This window comes from Sphingomonas sp. R86520 (genome assembly GCF_042466285.1).
In the GTDB taxonomy this organism is placed as follows: Bacteria; Pseudomonadota; Alphaproteobacteria; order Sphingomonadales; family Sphingomonadaceae; genus Sphingomonas.
The window spans coordinates 3,861,232-3,886,499 of the sequence record NZ_JAXHBZ010000001.1 but is presented as its reverse complement, the minus strand read 5'-3'; the positions used below and the strand labels follow the sequence as shown (position 1 = coordinate 3,886,499).

Sequence of the window (25,268 nt, the reverse complement as noted above, 5' to 3'; positions counted from 1 at the left end):
CCTCCCGAGAAGGACATCATCGTGCGCCGAACCAAAATCTCCACTCGCCTCTGCACGATCGTCCTTGCGGCATCGGCTTTCACCGCTGGATCCGCCACCGCGCAGACGGTCGCGCTGACCGGAGTCCGGTTGATCGACGGGCGTGGCGGGCCCCCCGTGGACGATGCGACGATCGTGATCGCGAACGGACGGATCGTCGCAGCCGGCAAGGTCGCGGTGCCGGCGGGCGCGGAACGACGCGACTATCGGGGGCGCACCGTGATGCCCGGCCTTGTCTCCGACCACAGCCACGTCGGCCAGGTAAGTGGCACCGAGACGGGCGCGAAGAACTACACGCGTGCCAACATCGTCGCACAGCTCGCCCAGTATCGCCGCTACGGCGTGACGACGGTGACAGCGCTCGGCAACAACGGTCCGGGGTTCGTCGGGATACGCGCCGACGCACATGCCGGACGGATCGACGGCGCGGACCTGTTCGGCGTGATGCAGGGGATCGGCGTTCCCAACGGCGCGCCGCCGCAGGCGATGCTGAAGGTCGGGCCCGACCAGCTCTTCCGTCCCTCGACGCCCGAGGAAGCCCGCAAAGCAGTCGCGATGATGGCCGCCGAGAAAACCGATCTCGTGAAGCTGTGGCTCGACGATTTCGGCGGCAGCGTACCGGTCAAGATGAGCCCCGCCATCTACCGTGCGGTGATCGCCGAAGCACATGCGCGCGGGTTGCGGGTGGCGGCGCATATCCACGATCTCGCGGATGCGGAGGCGATCGTCGCGGCGGGCGCGGACATCATCGCGCACGGTATCCGCGACACACCGGTACCCCCGGCGTTCGTCGCGACGCTGAAGGCGAAGGGCATCTGGTACATCCCGACGCTGCAGCTCGACGAGGCGACGTTCGCCTGGGCCGATCGCGCGCCGTGGACGCAGACGCCGTTCGCCCGCGCCGCGCTGTCCCCTGCCCTGGCGCGGCAGATCGACGATCCGACGTGGCGCGCGAAGATTCTGGCCGACCCCAAGACCGTCGATGCGCGGAAATCGCTGGCGATGAACCTGCGCAACCTGAAGACGCTGTACGATGCCGGCGTGAAGATCGGTTTCGGCACCGACAGCGGCGCGAGTGCGGTACGCGTGCCCGGCATCGCCGAACACCGCGAGTTGGCACTGATGGTCGAGGCGGGACTGACGCCGGCGCAGGCCCTGCGGGTAGCGACGGCGGCAGGTGCGGACCTGCTAGGGTTGCGCGATCGCGGCGTGATCGTTGCCGGAACACGCGCCGATCTGCTAGTGCTCAACGGCGACCCTTCGCGCTCGATCACCGACGTCGACAGCGTCGTCGAGACCTGGGTCGCAGGACGTGCTGCCGAATTCTGACATGCCAAGCGCCGCCTCGATGGGCAAAAATGCCCGTAAAAAGCGGCAGTTACGCCACGGTGCGGGAACGGAAATTCTGTCACGCGGTTTAAGCCGTGAGTGGGGGCACTCGAGACAGGATACCATACCGCATGACCAACCGTTCATCGCGCACGCTGATGGCGATCGCTACCGCGACCTTGATCACGACTTCGGGTATCGCCCTGAACAGCGGCGCGATTGCGCAGTCCGCACGGTCGGTCGATGCACCACCACCACCGCCGCCCGCGCCGACCGCGACCCAGCCGGCCAAGGCCGCGCCGGACATGCAGGCCGTGCTCGACCAGCTCGCTGCGCTGGGTGGCAAGCCGATCGAGACGCTCACCCCCGCCGCCGCACGGATGCAGCCGTCAGCAGCCGATGCCGCCAAGCAGGTCATGATCAAGCACGGCCTGTCGGCAACGCCTGATGCGACCGTGACGACGCGCGACGTGCCCTATGGCAGCGACGCCAGCCAATTCGCACGAATCTACAAGCCTGCGTCGCTTGCCAACGCCAAGAACCTGCCGGTCGTGGTGTATTATCACGGCGGTGGCTGGGTGATCGCGACGGTCGACACCTATGATGCGGCACCGCGCCTGCTTGCAAAGCAGTTGAACGCGATCGTGGTGTCGGTCGAATATCGCCATGCTCCGGAATTCAAGTTCCCGGCGCAGCATGACGACGCCGCGGCAGCGTATCGCTGGACCCTGCAGAACGCGGCAAGCTGGGGTGGCGATCCGCGCAAGATCGCGGTCGCCGGCGAAAGCGCGGGTGGCAATCTGGCCGTCGCTACGGCAATCTATGCACGCGACAACCGCCTGACCACGCCGCTCCACATCGTGTCGGTCTATCCGATCGCCAACAGCAGCATGACGCTGCCGTCGCGGATGGATTCGGCCAACGCAAAGCCGCTGAACGCCGCGATGCTGAAGTGGTTCGGCTATTATTACCAGACCACGCCTGCCGATGCGCAGGATCCGCGGCTGAACCTGGTCAAGGCAAACCTGCGCGGTCTGCCCCCGACGACGATCATCAACGGGCAGATCGATCCGCTGCGGTCCGATGGCGAGACGCTGGCGGCTGCCATGCGCACGGCCGGCGACAAGGTCGAGCACCGCACCTTCCCGGGTGTCACGCATGAGTTCTTCGGCATGGGCATGGTCGTGCGCGGTGCGCAGGACGCCAATACGCTGGCGATCGCGCGGTTGAAGGCGGCATTTGCCGCTGCTCCGAAGCGGTAACGAGGGACATATCGGGGCGGCATTAGCTGCCCCGATACCCACGCATCCGGTCTACCGCTCGCGCGTGGCGGCGAAGCGGATCTTGGGATAGCGATCGGCGATGTAGTTCACTTCCCAGGCGCTTTTGGCGAGGAAGACGGGATTACCGTCGCGGTCCTTCGCCATGGCGCCGCGGTTGATCTCGGCGAAGGTCTTGAGTTCCAGCGGATCGCTTGCCGAGATCCAGCGCGCGGTCTCGTACGGCGCCGGTTCCAGCCCCGCCGCGACCTTGTATTCCGCGTCGAGCCGCGAGAGCAGCACTTCGAGCTGGAGCTGACCCACCACGCCGATGATCCAGTTCGAGCCGATATCGGGGTAGAACACCTGCGTCACACCCTCCTCGGCCATGTCGTCGAGCGCCTTGCGCAACTGCTTGGTCTTGGTGAAGTCTTTCAGCACGACGCGGCGCAGGATTTCGGGTGCGAAGTTCGGCAGACCAGTGAAGCGGATCGTGGCCTTTTCGCTGAGCGTGTCGCCGACCCGGAGCGTGCCGTGGTTGGGGATGCCGATGATGTCGCCGGGGAACGCCTCGTCCGCCAGTTCTCGGTTCTGCGCGAAGAACAGGATCGGCGAGTGGACCGCGATCGGCTTGCCGTGGCCGGTGGGGGTGAGCTTCATGCCACGCTTGAACACGCCCGAGCAGAGCCGCATGAACGCGATTCGGTCGCGGTGGTTGGGGTCCATGTTCGCCTGCACCTTGAACACGAAGCCGGTGACTTCGGGCTCGTCCGGCGAGATGGGGGCGGGCTCGGCGGGCTGTGCGCGGGGTGGCGGGGCGTAGTCGGCAAGCGCGGCGATCAGTTCGGCGACGCCGAAATCTTTCAGCGCGGAGCCGAAATAGACCGGCGTCAGATTGCCCGCGCGATACGCCTCGGGGTCGAAGCTCGAATAGCCGCCCTGTGCGAGTTCGGCCTCGTCGTTCAGGCGGACCATCGCTTCGGGGCTGAGGATCTTGGCGAGTTCGGGATCGTCGATGCCGGTGAACGGCATCGCCTTGCCCATGAATTCGCGGCTGTCGCCTTCGGGGCGGCTCAGCGTGTTGGCGTAGAGGTCGTAGACGCCCTCGAACTCGCCGCCCATGCCGACCGGCCAGCTCATCGGGCAGACGTCGAGCTGGAGCATCTCCGCCACCTCGTCGAGCAGTGAGAACGGATCGCGCCCTTCGCGGTCGACCTTGTTGACGAAGGTGATGATCGGCACGTTGCGCAGGCGGCAGACTTCGAACAGCTTCCGCGTCTGCGGCTCGATGCCCTTCGCGGCATCGATCACCATGACCGCCGAGTCGACCGCGGTCAGCGTGCGGTAGGTGTCTTCGGAGAAGTCCTCGTGGCCCGGCGTGTCGAGCAGGTTGAAGGTGATTCCCTGGCGCTCGAACGTCATCACCGACGAGGTGACCGAGATCCCGCGCTGCTGCTCGATCTTCATCCAGTCGGAGCGCGCGCGACGGGTCTGGCCGCGCGCCTTCACCTCACCGGCGAGATGGATCGCGCCGCCGAAATAGAGGAGCTTCTCGGTCAGCGTGGTCTTGCCGGCGTCGGGATGCGAGATGATCGCGAAGGTGCGGCGGGGAAATTGGGTCATGGCGTGGGTCCGGTGAGCTGAGTCTGGGCTCGGTAGATGAGGTGAGCCGGGATACCGGCGGTCATGGCGCTGCTCTTGGCAGATGCAGCGCGTCGAGGACAGAGGGGCGTCCCTCAACGTGCCAAGTTAGGCTCGAGTTTTACGGTTCAATCCTCCCCCGCAAGGGGGAGGTGGCGCCGAAGGTGACGGAGGGGGAGGACACGGAACAGAGGTTTCCCCTTACCTCCCCCTCCGTCTGGCAAACGCCAGCCACCTCCCCCTGGCGGGGGAGGATTGCGGAGTTGCGATGCATTTGGTTCAGACGGCGGTAGCCATCAGCGTCACGCTCATCGTGATGGTCTTCGTGTCGCCCGCTGCGATCTCGAAAACGCCGGGCTTGTCGCGGTAGTCGCCGGTATAGCCCTCGGGGTCGGCGATGCCGTGCCACGGCTCGACGCAGACATAGGCCGCGCCGGGCTTGGTCCAGATGCCCAGCTTGGGGGTATCGGGGAAGGCGATCTTCAACTGCGGGCCGGTCCTGGCGCCATAGGTGACCGCGTCGGAGCGGATCGGGTCCCAGACCAGCGCATCCTTGGCGAACAGCTCATCGCGCAGCGCGATCACGCGGTCCTCGACCGGCGAGGGGCGCTCGTCGACCGCGATCTGGCCGTCGGGGCTGATCGCCTTGAGCTTGCCGGGTTCGTCGGCGTCGAACGTGATGCGGTGGTCTGCGCGCGGCTCGCCGTAGGGGAGCGGCCAGGCGAAGGCGGGGTGGAAGCCGAAGCTTGCCGGCATCGCGGCGTCGGTGCGGTTGTGGATGCGTGCTTCGATTGCGAGCGTCGCGCCGTCGAGCGTGAAGACGATGTCGAGTGCGAACGCGAACGGGTAGGCGGCGCGCGTCTCGGCGCTGTCGGTGAGGCGGAAGGTGGCGGAGCTTTCCGACTGCGCGACGACGTCGAACGTCGAATGGCGGGCGAAGCCGTGCTTCTGCATCGGGTAGGCGGTGCCGTCGAGGCGGATGACGCCTTCGTTGACGACGCCGACGACGGGGAAGAGGATCGGCGCGTGACCGGTCCAGAAGGCCGGGTCGGCGTTGGTCATCAGCTCGCGGCCGTCGGCGTCGTGGAGATGCGTGAGTTCGGCACCGTGCGGGTTGATCTGCGCGGTGAGGTGGTCGTTGGCGATCGTGATCAGGTCGGTCATGGGGTTCCTTCCGTGCGCCTCAAACGCGCGAGGCTTTAAAACGCTCACCATGCCATCCGCGCACCACCCCGGCGAAGGGGCCCAATGGGAAACGTCGCCAACTGCGCGCATCGGTCCGTTACATTGGCCTTGCCACTTGGGCCCCGGCTTTCGCCGGGGTGGTGCTAATGTCGCCGGCGCGTGCCCTCACCCTCGCCGCCTTCGGCGTCTCTCCCTCTCCCCTCCGGAGAGAGGGAAGGGGCCCGCGACCGCTTGGTCGCGGGAAGGGTGAGGGCATGTTCAGACGCGCAGGCTCGCGCCTTGCTTGGCGGCTGCCGCTACGACCTTGTCGGCGATCGCCTTGATCTCTTCGTCGGTGAAGCTCTTGGCGGTCGGTTGCAGGACGATTTCCACGGCTACCGACTTATGGCCGTTCTCGACCCCTGCCCCGGTGAACACGTCGAACACGCGCACCGAAACGATCGCGACCTTGTCCGCACCCTTGACCGCGCGGACCAGCGTGTCGGTGGCGAGCGCCGCCGGCATCAGGAAGGCGAAATCTCGGCGGACGGCTTGCAGCGCCGGCGGCGTGTACGCAGGGCGCGCGAAGCCGGTGGCGCGCTTTGGCGGGATCGCGTCGAGGTAGACTTCCACTGCGGCAACGGCGCCGTCGAGATCGAAGGCTTTCAGGACGGATGGGTGGAGCATGCCGAAGCTCGCCAGCACCGTCTTCGGCCCGAGGCGGAGCGTGCCAGACTGGCCAGGGTGCCATGCGTCGCCGGCCTCACCCATCACCTGCAAATTGTCGACCGGCGCGCCCGAGGCCGCGAGAAGCGCCAGAGCTTCGGCCTTCGCGTCATACGCGTCGAAGGTTGCCGCCTTGCCTTCGCGCCAACCGCGCGGGCGGCGGTCGCCTGCCAGGACAACGCCTAGCGTCGCGCGTTCCGCGTCGGCGAGGTAGCGGCGGCCGATCTCGAACAGGCGGACACTCTGTGCCCCGCGCTTGAGATTGCGGCCGGTCGCTGCGAGCAGACCGGGAAGCAGCGAGGGGCGCATGACCTTCAGGTCTTCGCTGATCGGGTTGGCGAGCGTCCATGCGCCGCCACCGAACGGCGCGGCTTCGGCCTTGGAGAGGAAGCTCCACGTTACCGCCTCGTCGAGCCCTCGGGCTGCGGCGGCGCGACGCGCCCTACGTTCTAGCTTCTGCTCGGGCGTGGCGGTCGGTTTCGCGACGCCGGGCATGCGCGGGAGCGGCGTCGAGGGGATATTGTCGATGCCCTCGATGCGGACGACCTCCTCTACGAGATCGGCGGGGCCGTCGACGTCGCGGCGCCAGGTCGGGATCGTGACCGGCCACTTGCCCTCGATCGTCGAGAACAACGCGTCGGCGGACGTGATCGCGCCGATCGTGAAGCCGAGCGAGAGCAACGTGCGCGCCTGGCGTTCGGGGGCGACGTGGAGGCCACCGAGGTCGGCGCTGAGGCGGGGGTCGTAGTGGATCACGCGCGGTTCGAGCGGGGGTTGGCCCGAGCGCGTGACGTCGCTGGCCGTGCCGCCGCAGATGTGGAGCACGAGCGCGGTGGCGATCGCGAGGCCGTCTTCGAGGAACGCCGGATCGACGCCGCGTTCGAAGCGGCTGCGCGCGTCGGAGGTCAGCGTGAGCTTCTGGCCGGTGCGGGCGATGTGGTCGGGATCGAAATACGCGCATTCGATCAGGACGTCGGTGGTATCCGCGGAGACGCCCGAATGCTCGCCGCCCATGATGCCGCCGATGTCGTGCACGGCCGTGTCGTCGGCGATGACGGTCATGGTCGCGTCTAGCGTGTAGGTCTTGCCGTTGAGGGCTACTACCTGTTCGCCGTCGTTCGCTTTGCGCGCGACGAGGCCGCCGGAGAGCTTGGCGCGGTCGTAGACGTGCAAGGGGCGGCCGAGGTCGATCATCAAATAGTTGGTGATGTCGACGAGTGCGGAGATGGGTTTCTGGCCGATCGCGAGCAGGCTGCGGCGCATCCATTCGGGGGACTCGCCGTTGCGCACGCCGGTGACGGTCTGGGCGAAGAAGGCGGGGCAGCCGGCGGTGTCGTCGGTGCGGACGTCGGGGCCTGCGCCGTTCGCGGCGATCTGGTCGACGATCAGTGGCGTGAGCGTGCCGAGGCCGGCGGCGGCTAGGTCGCGGGCGATGCCGCGGACGCCCATGCAGTCCTGGCGATTGGGGGTGATCGCGACGTCGATGACCGGGTCGGTCAGGCCGGCGTAATCGGGGTACGCGGTGCCGATCGGCGCGTCGGCGGGCAGTTCAATGATACCGTCATGGTCCTCGCCGAGTTCCAGTTCGCGCGTCGAGCACATCATGCCGTTGGATTCGACGCCGCGGATGCTGGCGAGCTTCAGCGTCACGTCGAGCCCGGGGACGTACGCGCCGGGTGCGCCGAACACGCCGACCAGGCCGGCGCGCGCGTTGGGCGCGCCGCAGACGACCTGAAGCGGACCGTTGCCGGCATCGACCGACAGGATTTGCAGCTTGTCGGCCTGCGGATGACGCTCGGCGCTGAGCACCTTGGCGATCTTGAACGCGGCCAGCTTCTCGCCGGGGTTCTCGACGCCTTCGACCTCGAGGCCGATGCGGGTCAGCGCTTCGACGATCTGCTCGAGCGTGGCAGTGGTTTCGAGATGCTGCTTGAGCCAGCTGAGGGTGAATTTCATCGGATCAAACTCATCACAGGAGCGAGTGTCGTCGCCCCAGCGAAAGCTGGGGTCTTCATGGGGCGGTTGCTGCGGTCGCCAACGGGGAGACCCCAGCTTTCGCTGGGGTGACGGTTGGAGGTTGAAGCGATCAAGACACTCATGCGCCTACGCCTCCGCTCAAAGTCGGCACGTCGAGGCTCGAAAAGCCGTAATGCTTGAGCCAGCGGATATCGCCGTCGAAGAACGGGCGGAGGTCGTCCATGCCGTATTTGAGCATGGCGAGGCGGTCGATCCCGCAGCCGAACGCGAAGCCCTGCCATTCGTCGGGGTCGAGCCCGCAGGCCTCGATCACCTTGCGGTGGACCATGCCGGAGCCGAGGATCTCGAGCCAACCATCGGGCTCGGCGCCGCCGACGACGCGCTTGCCCTTCACGAGCGTGTAGCCGACGTCGATCTCGACCGACGGCTCGGTGAAGGGGAAGTAGCTGGGGCGCAGGCGAAGCACGATGTCGTCGCGCTCGAAGAACGCCTTCACGAACGTCTCGAGCGTCCACTTCAGGTGGCCGAGCGTGATGCCCTTGTCGATCACGAGTCCCTCGACCTGGTGGAACATCGGCGTGTGCGTCGCGTCGGAGTCCGAGCGATAGGTGCGGCCGGGTGCGATGACGCGGATCGGCGGTTTCTGGCTCAACATCGTGCGGATCTGCACCGGCGACGTGTGCGTCCGGAGCAGCGAGAAGGTCGTCTTCTCGTCGGCGGTGCCGGCGGCTTTCGCGTCGATCCCCTGCTGGAGATAGAAAGTGTCGTGCATCGCGCGCGCGGGGTGCGTCTCGGGGATGTTGAGCGCGGTGAAATTATGCCAGTCGGTCTCGATCTCGGGACCGGTCGCGACCGCGAAGCCGAGGTCGGCGAAGATCTCGGCGAGTTCGTCCATGACCTGGCTGACCGGGTGGATCGTACCGGCGGGCGTGGCATCGGCCGGGAGCGTCATGTCGAGCGTTTCGCTGGCGAGGCGCGCGTCGAGCGCGGCGCGTTCGAGCGTGGCTTTGCGCTCGGCGATGCCGTTGGCCACTGCCTCACGAAGCCCCTGGATGATCGGGCCCTGCACGAGGCGCTCGTCGGGGGTCATCTTGCCGAGCGTCTTCAGCAGCGCGGTGATCGTGCCCTGCTTGCCGAGCGCCTCGACCCGGCACGCATCGAGCGCGTCGAGCCCGGATGCGGCGGCGATCGCCGTCAGCATGTGGTCGCGCATCTGGTTCAGGTCTTCGGTCACGTCATACTCCCAGGGCGGGTTCGGTTAGGCGGGGCAGCCCGAGGCCGATACCCAGATCGTCCCAATTTTCGTTGCGCGCTTCGATCAGGTCGATCTTCCACGCCCTTCGCCAGTCCTTCAGCCGCTTCTCGCGTACGATCGCGGCCTCCATCGTGTCGAACATCTCGTAATAGGCGAGACGCTTGATGCCGTACCGGCGAGTGAAGCCGGGGATCAACCCCTCTCGGTGCTGAACGAGGCGTGCGAGGAGATTTGAGGTGACGCCGATGTAGAGCGTGCCGTGGCGGCGGGAGTGAAGGATGTAGACGCACGGCTGAAAGGTTTCGCGCATTTCGTGCTCCCCTATTACCCGCTGCCCGGATCTTCCTGATCCAACATCAACACCCCCGTCATCCCGGCGGACGCCGGGACCCACGGTAGCGGGTCGGGTGATGATAGCACGTTATCGCCGGGTCCGCCGTAACCATGGGTCCCGGCGTTCGCCGGGATGACGGGAGAGGGGCGAGGGGCGAGGGGGTGATATAGTCAGGGCGTTTACCCCACCCCCAAACGCAGAAAGGGCGCCGGTGGTCTCCCACCGACGCCCTCCCGAAACTCACCTCAGTCGCGAATTACGCGGCCTGGGGGAGAGCCGCCTTCACCTGGGCGACGATCGCGCTGAATGCGGCGCCCTCGTGCATGGCGATGTCGGCCAGGACCTTGCGGTCGAGTTCGATCCCTGCAAGCTTCACGCCATGCATGAACTGCGAGTACGTCAGACCCTCGGCGCGGACGCCGGCGTTGATGCGCTGGATCCAGAGGCCACGGAACGTGCGCTTCTTAACCTTGCGGTCGCGGTAAGCGTACTGTCCGGCCTTCTCGACGGCCTGACGGGCGATGCGGATGGTGTTCTTGCAACGGCCATAATAGCCCTTCGCCTGAACCAAAATACGCTTGTGCTTGGCGCGGGTGGTAACACCCCGTTTTACGCGTGCCATTGTCTAATTCCTTCTCAGCTCAACGCAGGCCGTAAGGCGCCCAGGCCTTCACTGCTGCGGTATCGGCCTTCGACAGCAGCTTGGTGCCGCGGTTCTGACGGATGTACTTGCCGTTATGATGCGCCAGACGGTGACGCTTGCCGGCGACGCCGTGCTTGAGCAGGCCGGTGGCGGTGAGCTTGAAGCGTTTCTTGACGCCGCTCTTGGTCTTCAGCTTGGGCATTTTTATCCTTTCGGTTACGAAGGAGGACGCTGAAATCGCCGCGGCAGCCCACACTGGCCGGGCGATTCGTAGAACGCGTTCCCTTCGAGGAAGCGGGGCCGATACCCGGATTGATAAGGAATATCAACCGCTGTGGAACTGGCGCCGCGGCCATGCGATACGCCTAGCATGGACGCCAGCCCGACGCAGCCGATCGACGCCCCCTCCCCGCCCGCGGCGGAGACAAAACGCAAGCGGCATATCATCCGCAACATCCTGCTCGGGATCATCGCGCTGGTCGTGGCGATCTGGCTGGTGCTGTACATCACCAAGGGACGCTTCCTGAAGCACCCGTTCGAGCGGATCGTCGGGTCGATGACGCACCGCACCGTTACCGTGCGCGGCGATTTCCAGCTGTATTTCGCGCCGTTCCGAATCAAATTCTACGCCGAGCAGTTCACGCTCTCGAACCCCGACTGGGCGAGCAAGCCGAACCTGTTCCAGGCCGACAGGCTCGACACGCGGATCGCGCCGCTGTCGCTGATCTTCGGCAAGCGGCGATTATACTGGCTCGACCTGGCCAACGGCGCGGTCGATCTGGAGTGGAATGCGGGTCATACGGCAAACACATGGACGTTCAGCGACAAGAAGGGTGGCGAGCCGCTGGAGTTTCCGCGGATCGACGTCGCGACCGTGACCGGCACGAGCGTGCGATATCTCGATCCGCGGATGCGCGTGCTCGCGGACCTGAAGGTCGACGATATCCGGTCGGTCGATGCGACGATCGGGCGTGCGGTCGGGCTGAAGGGTACAGGCCGCCTGCGCGAGACGCCGTTCACGGTGACGGCACAATTGCTGTCGCCCGATGCGACCGCCAACCGCGGCGAGAACAAGCTGGTCGCCCGAGCGCGCGCGGCCGGCAACGTGATCGATGTCGCCGGCACGCTGCCGAGCATCGCCGATGTCGAGAACGTACCGCTGGCGGTCACCGCGCGCGGTGCGAACCTGTCGACGCTGCTCGGGATCATCGACGTCGCGATCCCGAACACCCGGACCTATCGGCTGCGCGGACAAGTGGTGAAGCACGGCGAGGAATATCGCTTCACGCACCTGACCGGCGTGGCGGGCAATACCGATCTCGCGGGCAAGCTGACGATCACCAACGGCGCGCGCATCCATCTCGATTCGGTGCTGGCGACCAAGAGCCTCGACATCGTCGATGCCGCGCCGTTCATCGGGTATAACCCTGATATCGTCGAATCGAAGGGCGCAGTGGCCGCGGCCGCCGCGACCGGGGCCGGTGCGCAACGCCTGCTGCCGAACGCGAACTTCCCGGTCGCGACGATGCAGATTTTCGATGCGGACCTGAAATGGACGATCGGGGTCGTGAAATCGAAGAACATCCCGATTTCCAACGTCGACCTGACGCTGGACCTGGAACGCGGACGTCTCGCGCTGTCGCCGCTGACCTTCGCGATGGCGCGCGGCAACGTCGCGTCGGACGTGATCTTCGACACGCGGCAGCGGCCTAGCGCCGTGTCGTACGACATCCGCCTCGCACCGACGCCGATGGGCCGGTTGCTCAAGGGCTATGGCCTAGTCGAGTCGGGCACCACCGGCGTGATCAAGGGCCGCATCAAGCTGGATGGCCGCGGCGATTCGATCCACGACTCGCTGGCGTCCTCGCATGGGCGGATCGCATTCGTGATGCCAACGGGTGCGCTGTCGGTGCGCAACATCCAGTTGGCGGAACTCGACATCGGCACGTTCGCGCAGCGGATGTTCCAGGGCAAGCTGAAGGAACCGGTGCAGGTGAATTGCGGGCTGATCGGCTTCACCGTGCGCGGCGGCGTTGCGGCGGCCGATCCGATCCTGATCGATACCCGCAAGAACGTGATCGTTGGCCGCGGCGGGTTCAGCTTCCGGAATGAAGCCGTCGATCTGGCGTTTCGCGCGGATTCGAAGAAGTTCAGCTTGTTCGCCGGGCAGTCGCCCGTGGGGCTTGGCGGGATGTTCGCGGCACCGGCGTTGCAGATCATCTCGAAGGATCTGCTGGCGCGCGTCGGCAGCGGGCTTGGGCTGGCGCTGGTGGCGACCCCGGTGGCGGGGATCCTGGCGTTCGTCGACGTGGGCGATGCGAAGTCCACAGCGTGCGGCCCGGTGCTCGCCGGTGCGACCGCGAACGCGCAGCGTACCACCAAGGGCGAAGCGCGCGACGATGTCGGCCACGGAACGACCGCGAAGGCCGAGGACGGCAAGGCTTCGGCGGCAGAGAAGAAGGGGCAGAAGAAGAAGTTCCTGGGGATTTTCTAAGAGCGCCGTACCGGACTGTCGCGAGCGCCTGCGTGGTGCTCGAACCGTCGAGCGAACGCGCATTTACGCGGTAACACTGCGTGGCCGGTCGCCTGCCTCTGCCCTGGCTATGCGTATGCACCATACTGCGCCCCTGCCGCCGCGACGTATCTCGCGCGCGGACGGCACCGTCGCAATAGGCGCCACGTTAACATCTTGCTGACGAGCACCCGGTAAGCTTCGATGGTTTGTAGCTGGGGGCAGTACGTGGCGGATCGGAAGGGGGGGCGGAACACCGGCATCGATCTGCTTCGCGGCCTGCTCGTCCTGGCGGTCATCCTCGGTCACTTCTCGGAACTGACCCACCGTACCAGCTTCCTCACCTGGGTCGGTGCCGGCATTCGCATGCCGTTGTTCATCGGCCTGACGGGCTATCTCTTCAACTTGCAGCGAGCGCGTTCGACACCGTTACCGCGCTTGTTGTTCAAATATTACGATCGCCTGATCCTGCCCTGGCTCGTGGCGACCACCGTGTATCTGGCGATCACCGGCAGTATCGGCATCATGACCCCCCTCTCCATCCTGGTCCGGCCGCCGTTCCACCTGTGGTTCGTACCGGTCATGATGGCGTTCATCCTGATCGCGACGCTGAGCCGACGCCCGCCGCTGACGATGTTGGCCACCGCGATCCCCGTCAGCATTACCGCAATGTACCTGTTCGGCGCCGGTCATTCGGCGACGCAGCTGGGCTGGTTGCCGGACCGTCGGTTCTTCATCTACTCGATCTATTTCTTCTACGGTTTGCGGGTCGCCGAGCGCGGGCCGGACCAGGGCAAATATGTTGCCGCGCTGATCCTCGCGCCGATCGGCTTCCTATGGTGGTGTGGATTATACGGGTCACCCAATCCCGCCGCCGAAGTCGCGGCGGAGCTGACGTCGTGCCTGCCGTTGATCTGCCTCCTGCCGGTCGTCCGGAAACTGTCGACGTTCGTTCCGGTGTTGGTTCCTGTCGGCCGGGACAGCCTGTTCTTCTATCTATGGCATCCGATGGCATTCGCGCTGTGGGCGGCATGCGGGGTCGCCGGCCAGCCGATGCTGGTCGCGTCCATTCTCACGCTGATCGCCGCGCGCGCGCTGCTGCGTCGACACCGAAGCACGGCGCATATCTTCGGCCTGGTGGCGCGCGCACCATCGATCCAGCCCCCGCCCCTCGTCGAACCCGCCGTATCATCACGCGAGATAGTCCTTTGACCCAGACCTGGCAGCTACTTCGTACGGGCGTGCTGACGCTCTGCTGGCTTCTCGTCCTGCCGGGCTTCTTCGTCCTGTTCTCGGCGATCATACCCGTCATTCCCTGGGTCAGGATCTATGCGTTCGACGTGGTACCCAACCGCGCGCCCTGGTTCCTGCTCTCCGCGCTGGCCGTCCTGCTGATCGGTAGCCTCGCCCATTCGCGACGGGCGACCGGCGTAACCGCAAGCCTGGTTGCGACCGCAACGATCACGATGCTCGTTGCGACAGGCGTCCTCGCGCATTTTCTTTATATCGCCGACAGCAATGGCGTTCGGATCAATCTGGTCGATACGTTGTCGACGCGGCAGTTCAGCGACAATGCGGGCCCCGACGAAAGCCGGATCTATTCCCGGCCACGCGGCGAGCCGCTCTGGCTCGATGTCTACCGACCGCCAAAAACGCCCTGGAGTGCCCGAAGCCCCGTGCTGATGGTCGTCCATGGCGGGGGATTCGTCGAAGGGACACGCGAAGTCGGTGCCGCAAACATGCGAACCTATGCCGACCAGGGCTGGACCGTCATCAGCATCGACTATCGACTGGCGCGCGCGGATCGTCCGACCTGGAATCTGGCCACGCGCGACGTCCTGTGCGCGCTCGCATGGACCGCGAAACATGCCGATACGCTGGCGATCGACATCAACCGACTGACGTTGAGCGGCGCATCCGCCGGCGGCAGCCTGGCGATCGCAGCGGGATATTCCGCGGGGACCGGAGGGTATGACGTCGAGTGCGGATCGCCTGTTCCGCGCGTCGCCGCGGTTGTCGCCAAGGCGCCGTTGATCGATCCGCTGGGATCGTGGCAGAACCCCGGCGAGCTTCAGGGCCTGCAACGCTCGTACATGACGCGGTATCTGGGCGGCGCGCCCGACCAATATCCGGAACGGTATGCCGCGGCCGACGTGCGCCGCTACCTCGCGCGCTCCAATCCGCCGACGCTTATCCTCGCGGGTGCTCGCGATCCGCTGTTGCCGGCCGCCGCGGTCGAGAATTTCGCGGCGAAATCGACCGCCCTAGGCGGACGGACGCGCTTGGTGATGTTCCCGTACTCGGGCCATGCGTTCAACACGACGTTCGACAGCGTCACCAACCAAACCGTCATTCAGGTCATCGCGCAATTCATGACCGCTCACGGCGTCGCACCCGAAGCAGCGTCCACCGGCCAGCGCGAATACGCCGCTGCTCAGGAGAGCGGGCTTCGCGTCCTCGGATCGCCCTCGCGCTGAGGAGCGCATTGGCGCGTACGGGCGTGCGACTCGATCGGCCACCGCAGGACGGCTAGCGACCACGGTCGGCGATACGCGGTCGTGGATACACGGCGGCAGATACCCGGCCGTCGATCCGGCAAGTGGACCGAATCTACCGGGCAGGCGTCGTGGGGATTCCGCTTACAGGCCGTCGAGCGTGTATGAGATCGCCGAACGATGAATGTTCGTCGACAGCTTGAAGAGCCCCAGCGCATGAATCTTCTTGCGGAGGTTGTAGATGTTGGTCCGGACGACCGCGATCGATCGCTTCGACGTTTCGAGCCCGATCACGGCTGGCAGATCGTCCAGGCTCACGCCTGAGCCGCTCGCCGTGGCAATGGCCAGGAACAGCTTATATTCGCCGGTGCGAAGATTGATGGTATCGTTCGCGACCCTGATGAACATCCTGCCGACCTGCACCACGGTCGTTCCGAAATACAGCAGATGCGGCGCGGCGTCTTCCGCGTGCAACCGGGTCGGCGCCGCTGCCGTCATCTTGTCCGGGGATGGCGGTCGCGTCGTTCGGCGGTGAGTTTCGCCCGTTCCCGCATCTTGCGCCAGGGTCGGCGCACTGCTCGTGTGCGGCGGTTCCAAGGTGGTCGCGCTCAGCATGTCGCTGCTGCCATTCCCGATGTCGCAGTGGGCGCCTTGCCGATGATTCGCTGATCGCGCACGACCATCGATGCCGTCTCGTCGAAGTAGGTCGACGGGACGATCACGGAACTGAACAGCGGCGTGTAGGGATAATAGACTTCCGCGAACATCGTCGCGCCCTGCGGTAGCGGCTTCACCAGCTGCCCCGTCGCGCCCATGCCCGACGGCTTGCTGTTGCCTTGAAGCCCGTAGCGCGATGCCTGCGCGGTCAGGCTGCCGTAGCAACGCTGCCAGCGGATCGTGTAGGCCGTGGGCGCCGTCGCCGTCACGTCCGTCGGTTCGAGCGACGACAGGAAGGCGCGCCCCTTTGTGTTCAGATCCAGCGCGCCGGACTGCAACTGGGTGCCGGCGAACGTCTCGCTGATATTGGCCTCGTACACGACCTTTCCACCGCTTGCCGCGGTGCCCATCCGGGATGCGTTGTCGGCAAGCTGCAGGGCGAGCTGGCTTACCTGCATCCTCGTCACGGTCCAGTTGGCGTATTCGATACCCGTCAGGCCGAGCAGGAGAACGATCGGCAGCGCGAGCGCGAACTCCATGAGCGCCAGGCCGGAGGACGACGCGGCGCAGCGGCGTATCGCACGCCGAGCGCAAGGTGGAACTGGAGCGATCATGCGCAATGGAGCGTGGTCGGGTTCGAGGAGTAGCTCGACTGGTCCGCATAGGGCTGGTTGGACAGGATCGTCGTCGCGACCAGCGTCGCCTTGGACGTCATGCCGATGAACTTCCACAGCGGAAACAGCCGGGGATAGGAAACCTTGACCGTATAGATCGTGCGATCCTGGGCGCCGCCGCCCGGCGTCTGCGACGTCGAGCCGCCGTCGCCGCCGTCCGCGTCCCACACGCCGTTTCCGTTGAGATCGGTATAGGATTCGTTGTTGTCGCACCGGCCGTCATGGTCGGTATCGCCCCAGTTCTCCGGCACCCTGGCGGTCGCATCGGTATAGTTCCGGTAGAACCGGCGGACGGCGGTGACCTGCGCGCCGGGCGCAAGCACCTTCACCTGGTTGATCACATCGGCGTCGAGCGCGGTCTGGCCGGCAAGCGTGCTCTGGTCCTGCAGCGTCGAGTCTCTCGCAGCCTTCTGTACCAGGCCGGTGAGTTCCGATTTGACGTAGACGGTGTGCGCGATGTCGAACAAGCCCATGAGCAGCAGCAGCAGCACGGGCGCTACCATCGCGAACTCGATGACGGTCGCGCCGCGGGCACATTTGACGCCAGCCCGAACGGCTTCCAAAATGATGCTCATCGTTCCAACCTCAACTGGGCGATGCGAGCCGCAATGTCCTGGAAGGCGCTGTTGAGCGCCGCCGCACTGGTCGCATCGAAGAAATGATCGTCGTCGCTCGCACAGCCCCTGAGCCGGTTCTTGGTGTCGTTGGTAATCCCGGTTCCGCCGAACGAAATGACCCAGACCAGCGTGTTGGGCTCGTTCTTCACCGCTGCGCAAAGGCTCGCGAGCCTGGTGTTCACGTCGTTGGTGAGATTGGGATCCTCGGTGACCGCGCAGCTTCCCACCGTCGCGTTCGTGCGGCGATCCCACCACGCCACGCCGTAATTCGTATAGTCGCAGGCGTTCGCTTGCGCGTCTCCATCGGTCATGAAGATCAAGTGGCGCTGAATGACGCCGCCGCTGCTCGTGGTCCCGTTCTCGGCGGCGAACATGCCTTCGGGTGAGAGCAGACGGCCGCCCCACAGCATTCCGTAATCGTGATAGGTGTTGCCTACCGGGACCAGGGAATTGACATATGTGCTGAACTTCGTCGGCGTCCAGACATCCGTTCCGGTCAGTTTCTCGGCCGGGGTCGGACAGAAATACCGGTAGTTCGCCATGTTGTTGTAATAGTCGCCCGCGTACGTCGAATTGTCGCGCGTGAAACTGTTCATGTTCATGCTGGACGGCGAATTGCGGAGATAGACGACGTCGGGCAGGACGGGCGCGAACAACGTCGTCGGGTCGTTCGGATTGGGCACCGCATTGATATTGGTCGTCGCGACCTGCTCCTCGATGCAGCCGTCCCAGTCGACGTTACGATCGCTATAGTTCGAGCCTATGCCGGGCGCTTTGATCGTGCCTGCCGGCGGCGTGGTGGGGATCGCATAGCGCTGGAACGCTGCCAGTGCGCTCGTCACGTCGATCGACAGGTTCGTCTGGGCGTACAGCCATGACGGCTCGGTCTTGGTCCGCGTCTGAACCGTGCAGGGACTGGAACCCACCGCCCGATATTGTTGCGTTGCCGTGTTGGCGGGCTGATTGCTGCACGCGGTGTTGGTGTTCTGCCAGGCTGACCAATCCAGCGTCTTCGAGCGCGACTGGTAATTCCAGGCCTTGGCGAAGTAACTCAGCGGCAGGCGAAGCTGGCTGACGTTCACGTTCGAGGAATAGGGCACGAAGCCGAACCGCAGCTGCGAGTCCGAGTTTATCCCCTGGTAGGTGTTCGATGCGCAATTCGTCGCGTCGGTCTTCTGTTGTGCGAGCGCCTCGTAGAAGCACTTCACCGCGTTCTTCAGGACGGTGATCTTCGATCCCGAGCGCACGTTGCCGCCGCACGACCCCTCGCTCGGCAGGCAGGCCATCGAGCCGGTATTGTCCAGCACGAACATCACGTCGGTGTTGGGCAGCTGCATGGCCGTCTGGCAAACGACCGACAGCTTCTTGGCGGGGAAGCCGAACATCGCCATGAGCGTCATCGGCACCATGGTCGTAACCGTGCCGCTGACATCCGATCCGGAGGAGGTGAAGAGCGCGGTGGTCGTGCCGGTCCCGTAGGAGCCCTCGCGGAAATTGCCGATGAAATAGTCGCTAGCCGCCTTCTGCGCCGTCGCGTCCCACGATCCGCCGCCCATCTCCTTCCGGCCGGCCAGCGACCCGGCATCGCACGCGTGCTGCATCCTGACCTTCGTCAGGTACAGGCGACTGAGATCCAGCGCGCCACCAACCATGGCACACAGGGGAATCATCGCTGCGGCGGCCAATACCAGCACGTTCCCGGCCACGTTCCTGCGCAGGCGCGTCAGGATGCCGGTAGAATGGCATGATCGACTTCTCGGCATCTGGGTCTCGCTGACGGGGCCGCCATGCAACCGAAACGGTTGCCGTTATGCGGCTAATCCCCTCAAAATGACCTGATATCGTTAAAATATTAGTGTCGGTGCGGCGCTGCGCCGCGATCGGGGCCCGGCGGCGATCGCTGGACGTCCACCCGAAGTGAGGCTCTTACCCCGGGAATGAGTATATTACCCTGATTGAACGCCTTACCACGTCGATCTACCGATCCCGTTCGAAATATTGGTCAGATCGGATGTCACTTGCTGCAGTCCAGAGAACTGTCCGTCGCGTGTCGCATGAACGTCGGTGGCAAATGGTCGGACGGATGCATCCATGAGGTTTCCGACAAGGGCGTGCTCCTGTCCAGCGACAGTCCGCCGGCGATCGGCACGTACGTCGACATCCGGCGTGGCACGCTCGCAATCATCGGTCGGGTCGTCTGGAACGGCGGCAGTCGCTTCGGCGTCCGCACCCGGGACCCGGTAAGCATAGCCGCGCTTATCGCCGAGCCCGTTTTGAAGAGCCGCCCACCCACATCCGACCGGCGTACGCTGACGAGGGAAGATGCCGCCCGGCGCAATGCCAGGCATGCAGAGCGTAACCGGCAGCGCTCGGCGGCATTCCAGTTCATCTGTCTGGCGATCGCCGGGCTGGGCATCGCGTACTTCGCCGCGATCTCCTGCTATAACGCGCTGGCCGCCCCCCTCGCCGCCGCGGCCGACGTGCTCAACACCGCCGCGACCTGACGCCTGAAACCGACACCGCATCCCGTTTCCCGCTGCGATTCGCGTCGAACTATGCGGCCCCGGCACAGGCAGGCAGACTAGCGCTCGCGCTACGCCAACTGAAATCCGGCAGGGACCGTGAAGCAACCGGATATCGTCGGCGCTACGGCGGCCTTCGTAACCGGCCCGGCCCTTAGGAATTCATCGCCGCCGTCGTCGTGGGACGTGGCTTTACGGGATACCAGCCGACCGACGATGCGTTCTTCGCGCTATTCGAGCGGCTGTGCGCCGATCGCCTGATTGCCTGACCTTCTCAACAAGGACCCGCCATGCCGACGGACTTCAATCGCGCCGACAACCTCCACCGCCCGCCGCTGGGCCGGACCCAAATGCCTTCGGGGAAGCCGCTGATCGTCACGCCGACCTTCGTCAGCCGCGTCGACGATACCCCCCGCAGCGAGCGACCGCAGGATACGGGCTCGGCCAAGAGCCGGCACGGAAACGAAGTCCATCGGCCAAACTGGCGCCCGGGTGCGCTGGCGCTGGAGGGCGATCCCAATCTCAGTTTCGAACATTGGGACGAATATTGGCGCAAGGTGCACGGACCGAAATTCGCCTGGGATGAACCGGGCAGTTCGTCGGAACGCGTGGTGCGCTACGACCAAGTGCACCGTGTCGCGTCCGGGCCGTCGTCCGGCTTTGCCCTGCCGTACCGCGCGATGATCGACCACCAGGGATTGCTGCCGTCCGATCCCTGGAAGCGGGTGCCCGAGTTCAAGCGGCCGCGCTGGGACGGGCTCGCCTATATCGCCTATGCCGATGAGGACGACATCGAGGCGACGCTCGGCCAGGAGAAGTTCGCCAAGCGCATCATCGCCGACGAGCAGACCGCGTTCCGGATGGTGACGCGCGAGATCACGCGCGAATACATCCTGATCCCCAGCGAGCGTCACCGCGACGCGATCAGCCTGGTCAAGATACACGTGCGCCGGCCCGATCTGTCGCGCGACGCGTTCCAGCGCCGCCTGCTCGGCGATCATGCCGACCTGGTCCTCGGCCAGCCGGCGACGCACGAGTTCGTGCGGCGCTACGCACAGCTTCACAATATCGGCTCGACGCAGACGGACCCGGAGGGCAGCAAGATCGACGCGGTCTCGATCCTCGCCTTCGCGTCGATGAACGATGTCGAGGATTACCTGCTCAGCAGCGACCATGCCGCCATCGAAGCGTCGGAGAACGCGCTTGCCGGCGAGGGATCGGAATGGTGGAGCGCGGTCAACTATTCGGTCATCAACCGGCTGTCCCCGGAAGTCGCGACCAAGCGGCCCGGCCGGTAGCGAAGGAAACGGCATGGAGTTCGCGGCAGTCGACCATGTCCATGCCGGACGCCGCCGACGGAGATGCGTCCGCAGCCAGCAAGGTCGGGGCGATGGCCTGACACCCGAAAGGGTCGGGTAACGCCGGTCGTCACGCGCGCTCCGTGTCAGCGCGCGGTCGGCTCCAGCGTGACGAGCGCAACGTCGTTGCTGTGCATCGGCACCGTCACGCTGGCCGACCCGCCCTTGCCGATCGTGACGACGCGGTCCTGTTCGGGCAGGTCCGCGGTTGCGCGCTGGAGGCGTCCCAGTTGCGTGCCGTCGAGCGCCTTCGGCATCCCCATCTCGATATACAGCGAGAATGGATCGTTGTGGCGATAGCCGGTCTTGTGCACCTGCAGCCGGTACGTGCCTGGCGACACGTGCTCGAACCGGACCGCGATCGGCGTGCTGACGGTCGCCGGCACTAGCCTGGTATAGAACGGCTTGTTGCTGACCGACTGCACCGGCTGCTGCCAATCCCACACCAAAGCGGCGATCCGCTTGCCGTCGACCGCAGCCAGGCCATGGTCGTCGCCAAGCGCGATCGTGCGGCCCCGCAACGCATTCAGATACTTGTACGCGAACCAGGCCGGCTTGCGGATGCCTTCCCGGTTCATCAGGCCAAAACCGCCGTGGAAGGGTGTCGGCGGGGGGCCTGGTTCCTCGAACAGGTCGGTATACGTCCAGTAGCTCATGCCCTGCGCATAAAGCTGCGATTGCTTGAGCTTGGTCAGGATGTACGGCGCGCTGACATAGCTGTCGTGGACGAAGTCGCGCGGCGTGTAGCTCGTGCTCCATTCGGTGAAGTACAGCGGCAGTCCGGCATAGGACGTCGCTTCGATCTGCGCCCGCACCCGGCGGACGTCGCCGACGATCGCGTCGGGCGATGCCGACAATTTGGTGTCCTGCTTGCCCTCTTCGTCGAGGAAGCCGCCATCGACGCCGTACGTGTGCGTCGTCACGAAATCGATCGGCACCGCGTTTCGCTTCGTGAACGCCAGCAATTCGGGCACCCATGCCGCCCCGGCCGTCGACGGCCCCCCCACCTTCAGCGCGGGATCGATCGCCTTGATGGTGCGCGCCGTGCTCGCATAGAGGTCGAAATAGGCCTTCTGGTCGGCCTTCTCCCAGAAACCGGCCAGATTGGGTTCGTTCCAGACCTCGAAATACCAGCGCCGCACTTCGTCGGCGCCGTAGCGCTTACGAACATGCCGGACATACGCGTCGATCAGGTCGCGCCACAGTGCCGGATCGGGATGCGACGTGTTCCCCTTCCAGTAGAAGATCGTCTGTTCCGAGGTCTTCAGGGCATTCGGCGTGAAACCGAGTTCGACGAACGGGCGAATGTGGTGGGCGAGCAGGCCGTCGTACAGCTGGTCGACTTTGGTCCAGTCGTACACGATCCGGCCGTCGACCTTGCGCACGGTGCCAAGAACGTCGTGGAAGATGTCGTGGAACCGGATGTACCGGAAGCCGAGCTCGTCCACCGCCGTCTTGAGCTGTGCCTGACTATCGCTGCGGATCAGCGTACCGGGGAAATCCGACCCGATCGACAGGTCGAACGATCGATCGACCGGCGCGCCTGCCGTGGCGACATCGACGCGGATCTGACGCGTGACGGCGGCGTCCTTCGCCGATGCAACGCACGGTGTCGCTACCGCGACGGCAAGTGCCGCCCATGACCGCCAACGCATATCCACACCCCTGGTCTTTTCTCGTCGTTGACGGGAGTGGTAGCGCAAACAGCATCCACGGCAAGTCCTGGCAGCGAAGCGAGGCTTCGGCTGCGGCCTGACCGTCGGGCCCGCCGCCTACTGTCCCAACCTCGTCGTTCGGATGGCGGTCACTGCATTCGCATGAAGATGGCGACGGCGTTGCGGACGCTGTCCGCAAACCGGTCGTAGATCACCCGTGCGACCTCGGCGATGACAGGCTGGCGATCGCGCCCACCGCGTGCAAACACCGCGACCGCGACACGGCGGCCGTCGGGCATGGTAATGAACCCCACGTCATTGGTGACACCGTCAAGCGTCCCGGTCTTGTCCTCTACCCGCGTACCCGCCGGAAGCAGCGCGCGGATCCGACGCGTGCCGGTCGCGCATCGGCTCATCAGCTCGAACAGGAAGGCCCGGCTCTGCGACGTCAGAACGGTGCCGTTGTCGAGCTTGTTCAACAGCGTGACCATGGCGACCGGGGTGGCGACATCCTTGCTGTCGGCAAGGTGGCCGGTCTCCCTGAGGAGCTGGGCAATGTTCCGGTCGATGCGCATGCCGGTTATCTTGTGCGACCATAGCCACTGCTGGATGACGGCGGGGCCGCCAAGAGCGGCAAGCACTTGATCGGTGGCATGGTTGTCGCTGTGGACGATCATCAGCTCCAGGACTTTCGCAGCGGGCCGGCCGACGATCATGTCGCCGAGGCTGCGTCGGCCTTGATCGACATCGGCGAGGTAGGCGGCTGCGATGGCGACCTTGACCGTGCTCGCCATCGGAAACGGGATGTCGCCATTGATCGCAACGGTCGAGCCGTCGCTGAGGTCGAGGGCGGCAATGCCGTAGTCACCGGAGCGTTCCGCGACGAGCTTGCTCAGCTGGCGCTCGAGCCCGATGAGTTCGGGAGAGCTAGCGATCGCCGGCGCCGGCACGAGGCAGCTGGTGGCGACAGCGAAGGAAAGCAGGCGGGAAATCAGGGGTGCGCGCATCAATCGTCCTTGAACCTTGTCCTTCAGCGAACCTTGTCCTTCAGCAACGCGCTCATTCTACCCTGAAAAACCTGAACGTATCGTGTTGCACGCTTGGGAACTGCCGCCAATGGCGAAGCGGTCGGCAGTGTGCGCGAAAGGCATAGCTAGAAGGGCACGTCGGTCCGGATATCCGGGATGGAATCGTTGCCCGCTGCTTCCCATATGCCGACGGTGAGGAGAGACAGATGGCCGGCGGTTGGACGCGCGATGGCGCGGTGCAGGATCAGATCGACGATACGGTGGCGGACGCCGTGATATCGGCGCGGGCGAGCATGCCGAGCGGCGCGAGCGAGCCATTCTGTACATTGTGCGGCGGCGATATTCCCGAGGGACGCCAGCGCGCGATTCCGGGGGTGCGGACCTGCGTAGCGTGCCAGAGCGGCCGCGACCGGCCAGTAGCCGCAGCGATCAATCGGCGAGGCAGCAAGGATAGCCAGCTGCGGTGATCCTTCCGGGCTTGAAGGCGCCGTTCGACTAAACAGGTGCGGTAGAGGGTGCGCCGAACGCCTGACGCCGGCTGCGTTGGGTGGGCATCAATACGCCGCTCCAAGCTTCCGCCTTTTCCTGCCACGCGGGATCACACAGAACGGCTGTCATCGCTGTACTTGAGTTCGAGATACCGCCCCTGAATTGCAATTTCGTCGAGCGTGCTCTTCCCGAGCTGATCGCTTGCGCGCGCGAGTTCCGCGTCGATAAGCTGCAGGCCATTGACCAAGTGATCGTCCGGCATACGGCCATCGGCATGCGCTACACGTCGCGCCGAGATAGGTACCAGACGCCAGCCGTCCACCAGAGCCGGCATCTCCACGGCGACGAGCTTCCGGATCGATGCCGCTGCAGGGCTGCGGGGATCGAGCCGGCCAAGACGTGGCGCCAGATCATCCAGGCGACGGCCGACCGCATCGACAAGCTGAAGCGCAGGTAGCGGCATGCCACGGCGTTGGGCGGCAAGCCAGGTGACGGCTTGCTCAGCCAAGCCAGGAAGCGCGGTCTCTGCCAAGGCCTCGCGTCCAGGCACGCGCGGATCGGCGCGTACAAAGACTATCGTCGTCAAGAGCAGCATCAACGCCGAGGCGACCGCGAACGCCACAGCGGCTGAGGCAAATGGCGTCAGCATCGCCCAGACGAGCAGCGACGCGATGGCGACCAAAACCAATCGGACCATCAGGCGCTTCCGTCGTCGTGTTCTGGCCTCGCGCTCGCGGCGCGCTTGCTCGCGGCCTTCGGGGGACATGCGGCGCAGCAGGTCTTCGGCATGGGTAAGCCCTACATCCGCGAAACCAGCCGCGACGTTCCGGGCACGGTGTATCATCGGCTCACGATGACCGGTATTATCGTTCATCCAAGGACGATGACGGTCTT

At 65.3% G+C, this 25,268-nt stretch carries 22 protein-coding genes; 8 read left to right on the top strand and 14 right to left on the bottom strand.

Annotated features, from left to right (window positions below; genetic code table 11):
• The first annotated feature begins 21 nt into the window (after window positions 1–21).
• Entirely contained in the window at window positions 22–1,368 is a 1,347-nt protein-coding gene (locus tag SJY41_RS17965; RefSeq protein ID WP_380783576.1) for an amidohydrolase family protein, read from the top strand.
• 131 nt (window positions 1,369–1,499) lie between these two features.
• Window positions 1,500–2,630, top strand: coding sequence for an alpha/beta hydrolase (locus SJY41_RS17960; protein WP_380783575.1), 1,131 nt, complete (start codon window positions 1,500–1,502; stop codon window positions 2,628–2,630).
• A 51-nt stretch (window positions 2,631–2,681) separates the two neighbouring features.
• Here the strand turns inward: SJY41_RS17960 and SJY41_RS17955 are convergent, their stop codons facing one another.
• The 7 genes from SJY41_RS17955 to rpmI form a co-directional block, all read right to left on the bottom strand.
• Entirely contained in the window at window positions 2,682–4,250 is a 1,569-nt protein-coding gene (locus tag SJY41_RS17955) for a peptide chain release factor 3 (protein ID WP_380783574.1), read from the bottom strand.
• A 297-nt stretch (window positions 4,251–4,547) separates the two neighbouring features.
• A complete protein-coding gene (locus SJY41_RS17950; protein WP_380783573.1) occupies window positions 4,548–5,432 on the bottom strand; it encodes an aldose 1-epimerase family protein in 885 nt (294 codons plus the stop codon).
• 279 nt (window positions 5,433–5,711) lie between these two features.
• Window positions 5,712–8,114, bottom strand: a complete 2,403-nt coding sequence (gene pheT, locus SJY41_RS17945) for a phenylalanine--tRNA ligase subunit beta (protein ID WP_380783572.1) — start codon at window positions 8,112–8,114, stop codon at window positions 5,712–5,714.
• A gap of 139 nt (window positions 8,115–8,253) precedes the next feature.
• Window positions 8,254–9,348 carry a phenylalanine--tRNA ligase subunit alpha gene (gene pheS, locus SJY41_RS17940; protein WP_380784184.1) on the bottom strand — a complete coding sequence of 365 codons (1,095 nt, stop codon included), beginning with the start codon at window positions 9,346–9,348 and terminating at the stop codon, window positions 8,254–8,256.
• A 22-nt stretch (window positions 9,349–9,370) separates the two neighbouring features.
• Window positions 9,371–9,700: a GIY-YIG nuclease family protein gene (locus SJY41_RS17935; RefSeq protein WP_353465994.1), complete on the bottom strand. Its 330-nt coding sequence runs from the start codon at window positions 9,698–9,700 to the stop codon at window positions 9,371–9,373.
• Window positions 9,701–9,980: 280 nt separating this feature from the next.
• Entirely contained in the window at window positions 9,981–10,346 is a 366-nt protein-coding gene (gene rplT / locus SJY41_RS17930; protein WP_380783571.1) for a 50S ribosomal protein L20, read from the bottom strand.
• Window positions 10,347–10,365: 19 nt separating this feature from the next.
• Complete coding sequence (gene rpmI, locus SJY41_RS17925) at window positions 10,366–10,569, bottom strand: 50S ribosomal protein L35 (RefSeq protein ID WP_031395289.1); 204 nt, start codon at window positions 10,567–10,569, stop codon at window positions 10,366–10,368.
• A 168-nt stretch (window positions 10,570–10,737) separates the two neighbouring features.
• Between rpmI and SJY41_RS17920 the strand changes: the two genes are divergently transcribed.
• The 3 genes from SJY41_RS17920 to SJY41_RS17910 all read left to right on the top strand — a co-directional run bounded on the left by SJY41_RS17920 (window position 10,738) and on the right by SJY41_RS17910 (window position 15,356).
• Window positions 10,738–12,861 (top strand): AsmA family protein, encoded by a 2,124-nt coding sequence (locus SJY41_RS17920; RefSeq protein ID WP_380783570.1) that lies wholly within the window; start codon window positions 10,738–10,740, stop codon window positions 12,859–12,861.
• Window positions 12,862–13,107: 246 nt separating this feature from the next.
• Window positions 13,108–14,091 (top strand): acyltransferase family protein, encoded by a 984-nt coding sequence (locus tag SJY41_RS17915; RefSeq protein ID WP_380783569.1) that lies wholly within the window; start codon window positions 13,108–13,110, stop codon window positions 14,089–14,091.
• Entirely contained in the window at window positions 14,088–15,356 is a 1,269-nt protein-coding gene (locus SJY41_RS17910) for an alpha/beta hydrolase (RefSeq protein WP_380783568.1), read from the top strand. The genes SJY41_RS17915 and SJY41_RS17910 overlap by 4 nt, the downstream gene beginning before the upstream one ends.
• Window positions 15,357–15,518: 162 nt before the next feature.
• Here SJY41_RS17910 and SJY41_RS17905 read toward each other — a convergent pair whose 3' ends face one another.
• The 4 genes from SJY41_RS17905 to SJY41_RS17890 form a co-directional block, all read right to left on the bottom strand.
• Window positions 15,519–15,872, bottom strand: coding sequence for a hypothetical protein (locus SJY41_RS17905; protein ID WP_380783567.1), 354 nt, complete (start codon window positions 15,870–15,872; stop codon window positions 15,519–15,521).
• A 110-nt stretch (window positions 15,873–15,982) separates the two neighbouring features.
• Window positions 15,983–16,570 (bottom strand): TadE/TadG family type IV pilus assembly protein, encoded by a 588-nt coding sequence (locus tag SJY41_RS17900; RefSeq protein ID WP_380783566.1) that lies wholly within the window; start codon window positions 16,568–16,570, stop codon window positions 15,983–15,985.
• A 71-nt stretch (window positions 16,571–16,641) separates the two neighbouring features.
• Window positions 16,642–17,280 carry a TadE/TadG family type IV pilus assembly protein gene (locus SJY41_RS17895; RefSeq protein ID WP_380783565.1) on the bottom strand — a complete coding sequence of 213 codons (639 nt, stop codon included), beginning with the start codon at window positions 17,278–17,280 and terminating at the stop codon, window positions 16,642–16,644.
• The gene (locus tag SJY41_RS17890; RefSeq protein ID WP_380783564.1) at window positions 17,277–19,085 is read right to left on the bottom strand and encodes a TadE/TadG family type IV pilus assembly protein; all 1,809 of its coding nucleotides are present in this window, start codon (window positions 19,083–19,085) and stop codon (window positions 17,277–17,279) included. The genes SJY41_RS17895 and SJY41_RS17890 overlap by 4 nt, the downstream gene beginning before the upstream one ends.
• 255 nt (window positions 19,086–19,340) lie before the next feature.
• On the opposite strand from SJY41_RS17890, the gene SJY41_RS17885 reads away from it, so the two are divergent.
• Complete coding sequence (locus tag SJY41_RS17885) at window positions 19,341–19,826, top strand: PilZ domain-containing protein (protein WP_380783563.1); 486 nt, start codon at window positions 19,341–19,343, stop codon at window positions 19,824–19,826.
• Between the two features lie 308 nt (window positions 19,827–20,134).
• Window positions 20,135–21,142 carry an EthD domain-containing protein gene (locus tag SJY41_RS17880; protein WP_380783562.1) on the top strand — a complete coding sequence of 336 codons (1,008 nt, stop codon included), beginning with the start codon at window positions 20,135–20,137 and terminating at the stop codon, window positions 21,140–21,142.
• A 146-nt stretch (window positions 21,143–21,288) separates the two neighbouring features.
• Here SJY41_RS17880 and SJY41_RS17875 read toward each other — a convergent pair whose 3' ends face one another.
• Together SJY41_RS17875 and SJY41_RS17870 are read right to left on the bottom strand one after the other, a co-directional pair.
• On the bottom strand, window positions 21,289–22,857 hold the full coding sequence (locus tag SJY41_RS17875; RefSeq protein ID WP_380783561.1) for a beta-xylosidase: 1,569 nt from the start codon (window positions 22,855–22,857) through the stop codon (window positions 21,289–21,291).
• A 149-nt stretch (window positions 22,858–23,006) separates the two neighbouring features.
• Entirely contained in the window at window positions 23,007–23,864 is an 858-nt protein-coding gene (locus SJY41_RS17870; protein WP_380783560.1) for a serine hydrolase, read from the bottom strand.
• Between the two features lie 227 nt (window positions 23,865–24,091).
• Here SJY41_RS17870 and SJY41_RS17865 point away from each other — a divergent pair, with 227 nt between their 5' ends.
• The gene (locus tag SJY41_RS17865; RefSeq protein ID WP_380783559.1) at window positions 24,092–24,352 is read left to right on the top strand and encodes a DksA/TraR family C4-type zinc finger protein; all 261 of its coding nucleotides are present in this window, start codon (window positions 24,092–24,094) and stop codon (window positions 24,350–24,352) included.
• Between the two features lie 131 nt (window positions 24,353–24,483).
• Here the strand turns inward: SJY41_RS17865 and SJY41_RS17860 are convergent, their stop codons facing one another.
• Complete coding sequence (locus SJY41_RS17860; protein ID WP_380783558.1) at window positions 24,484–25,248, bottom strand: hypothetical protein; 765 nt, start codon at window positions 25,246–25,248, stop codon at window positions 24,484–24,486.
• Window positions 25,249–25,268: the final 20 nt, after the last annotated feature.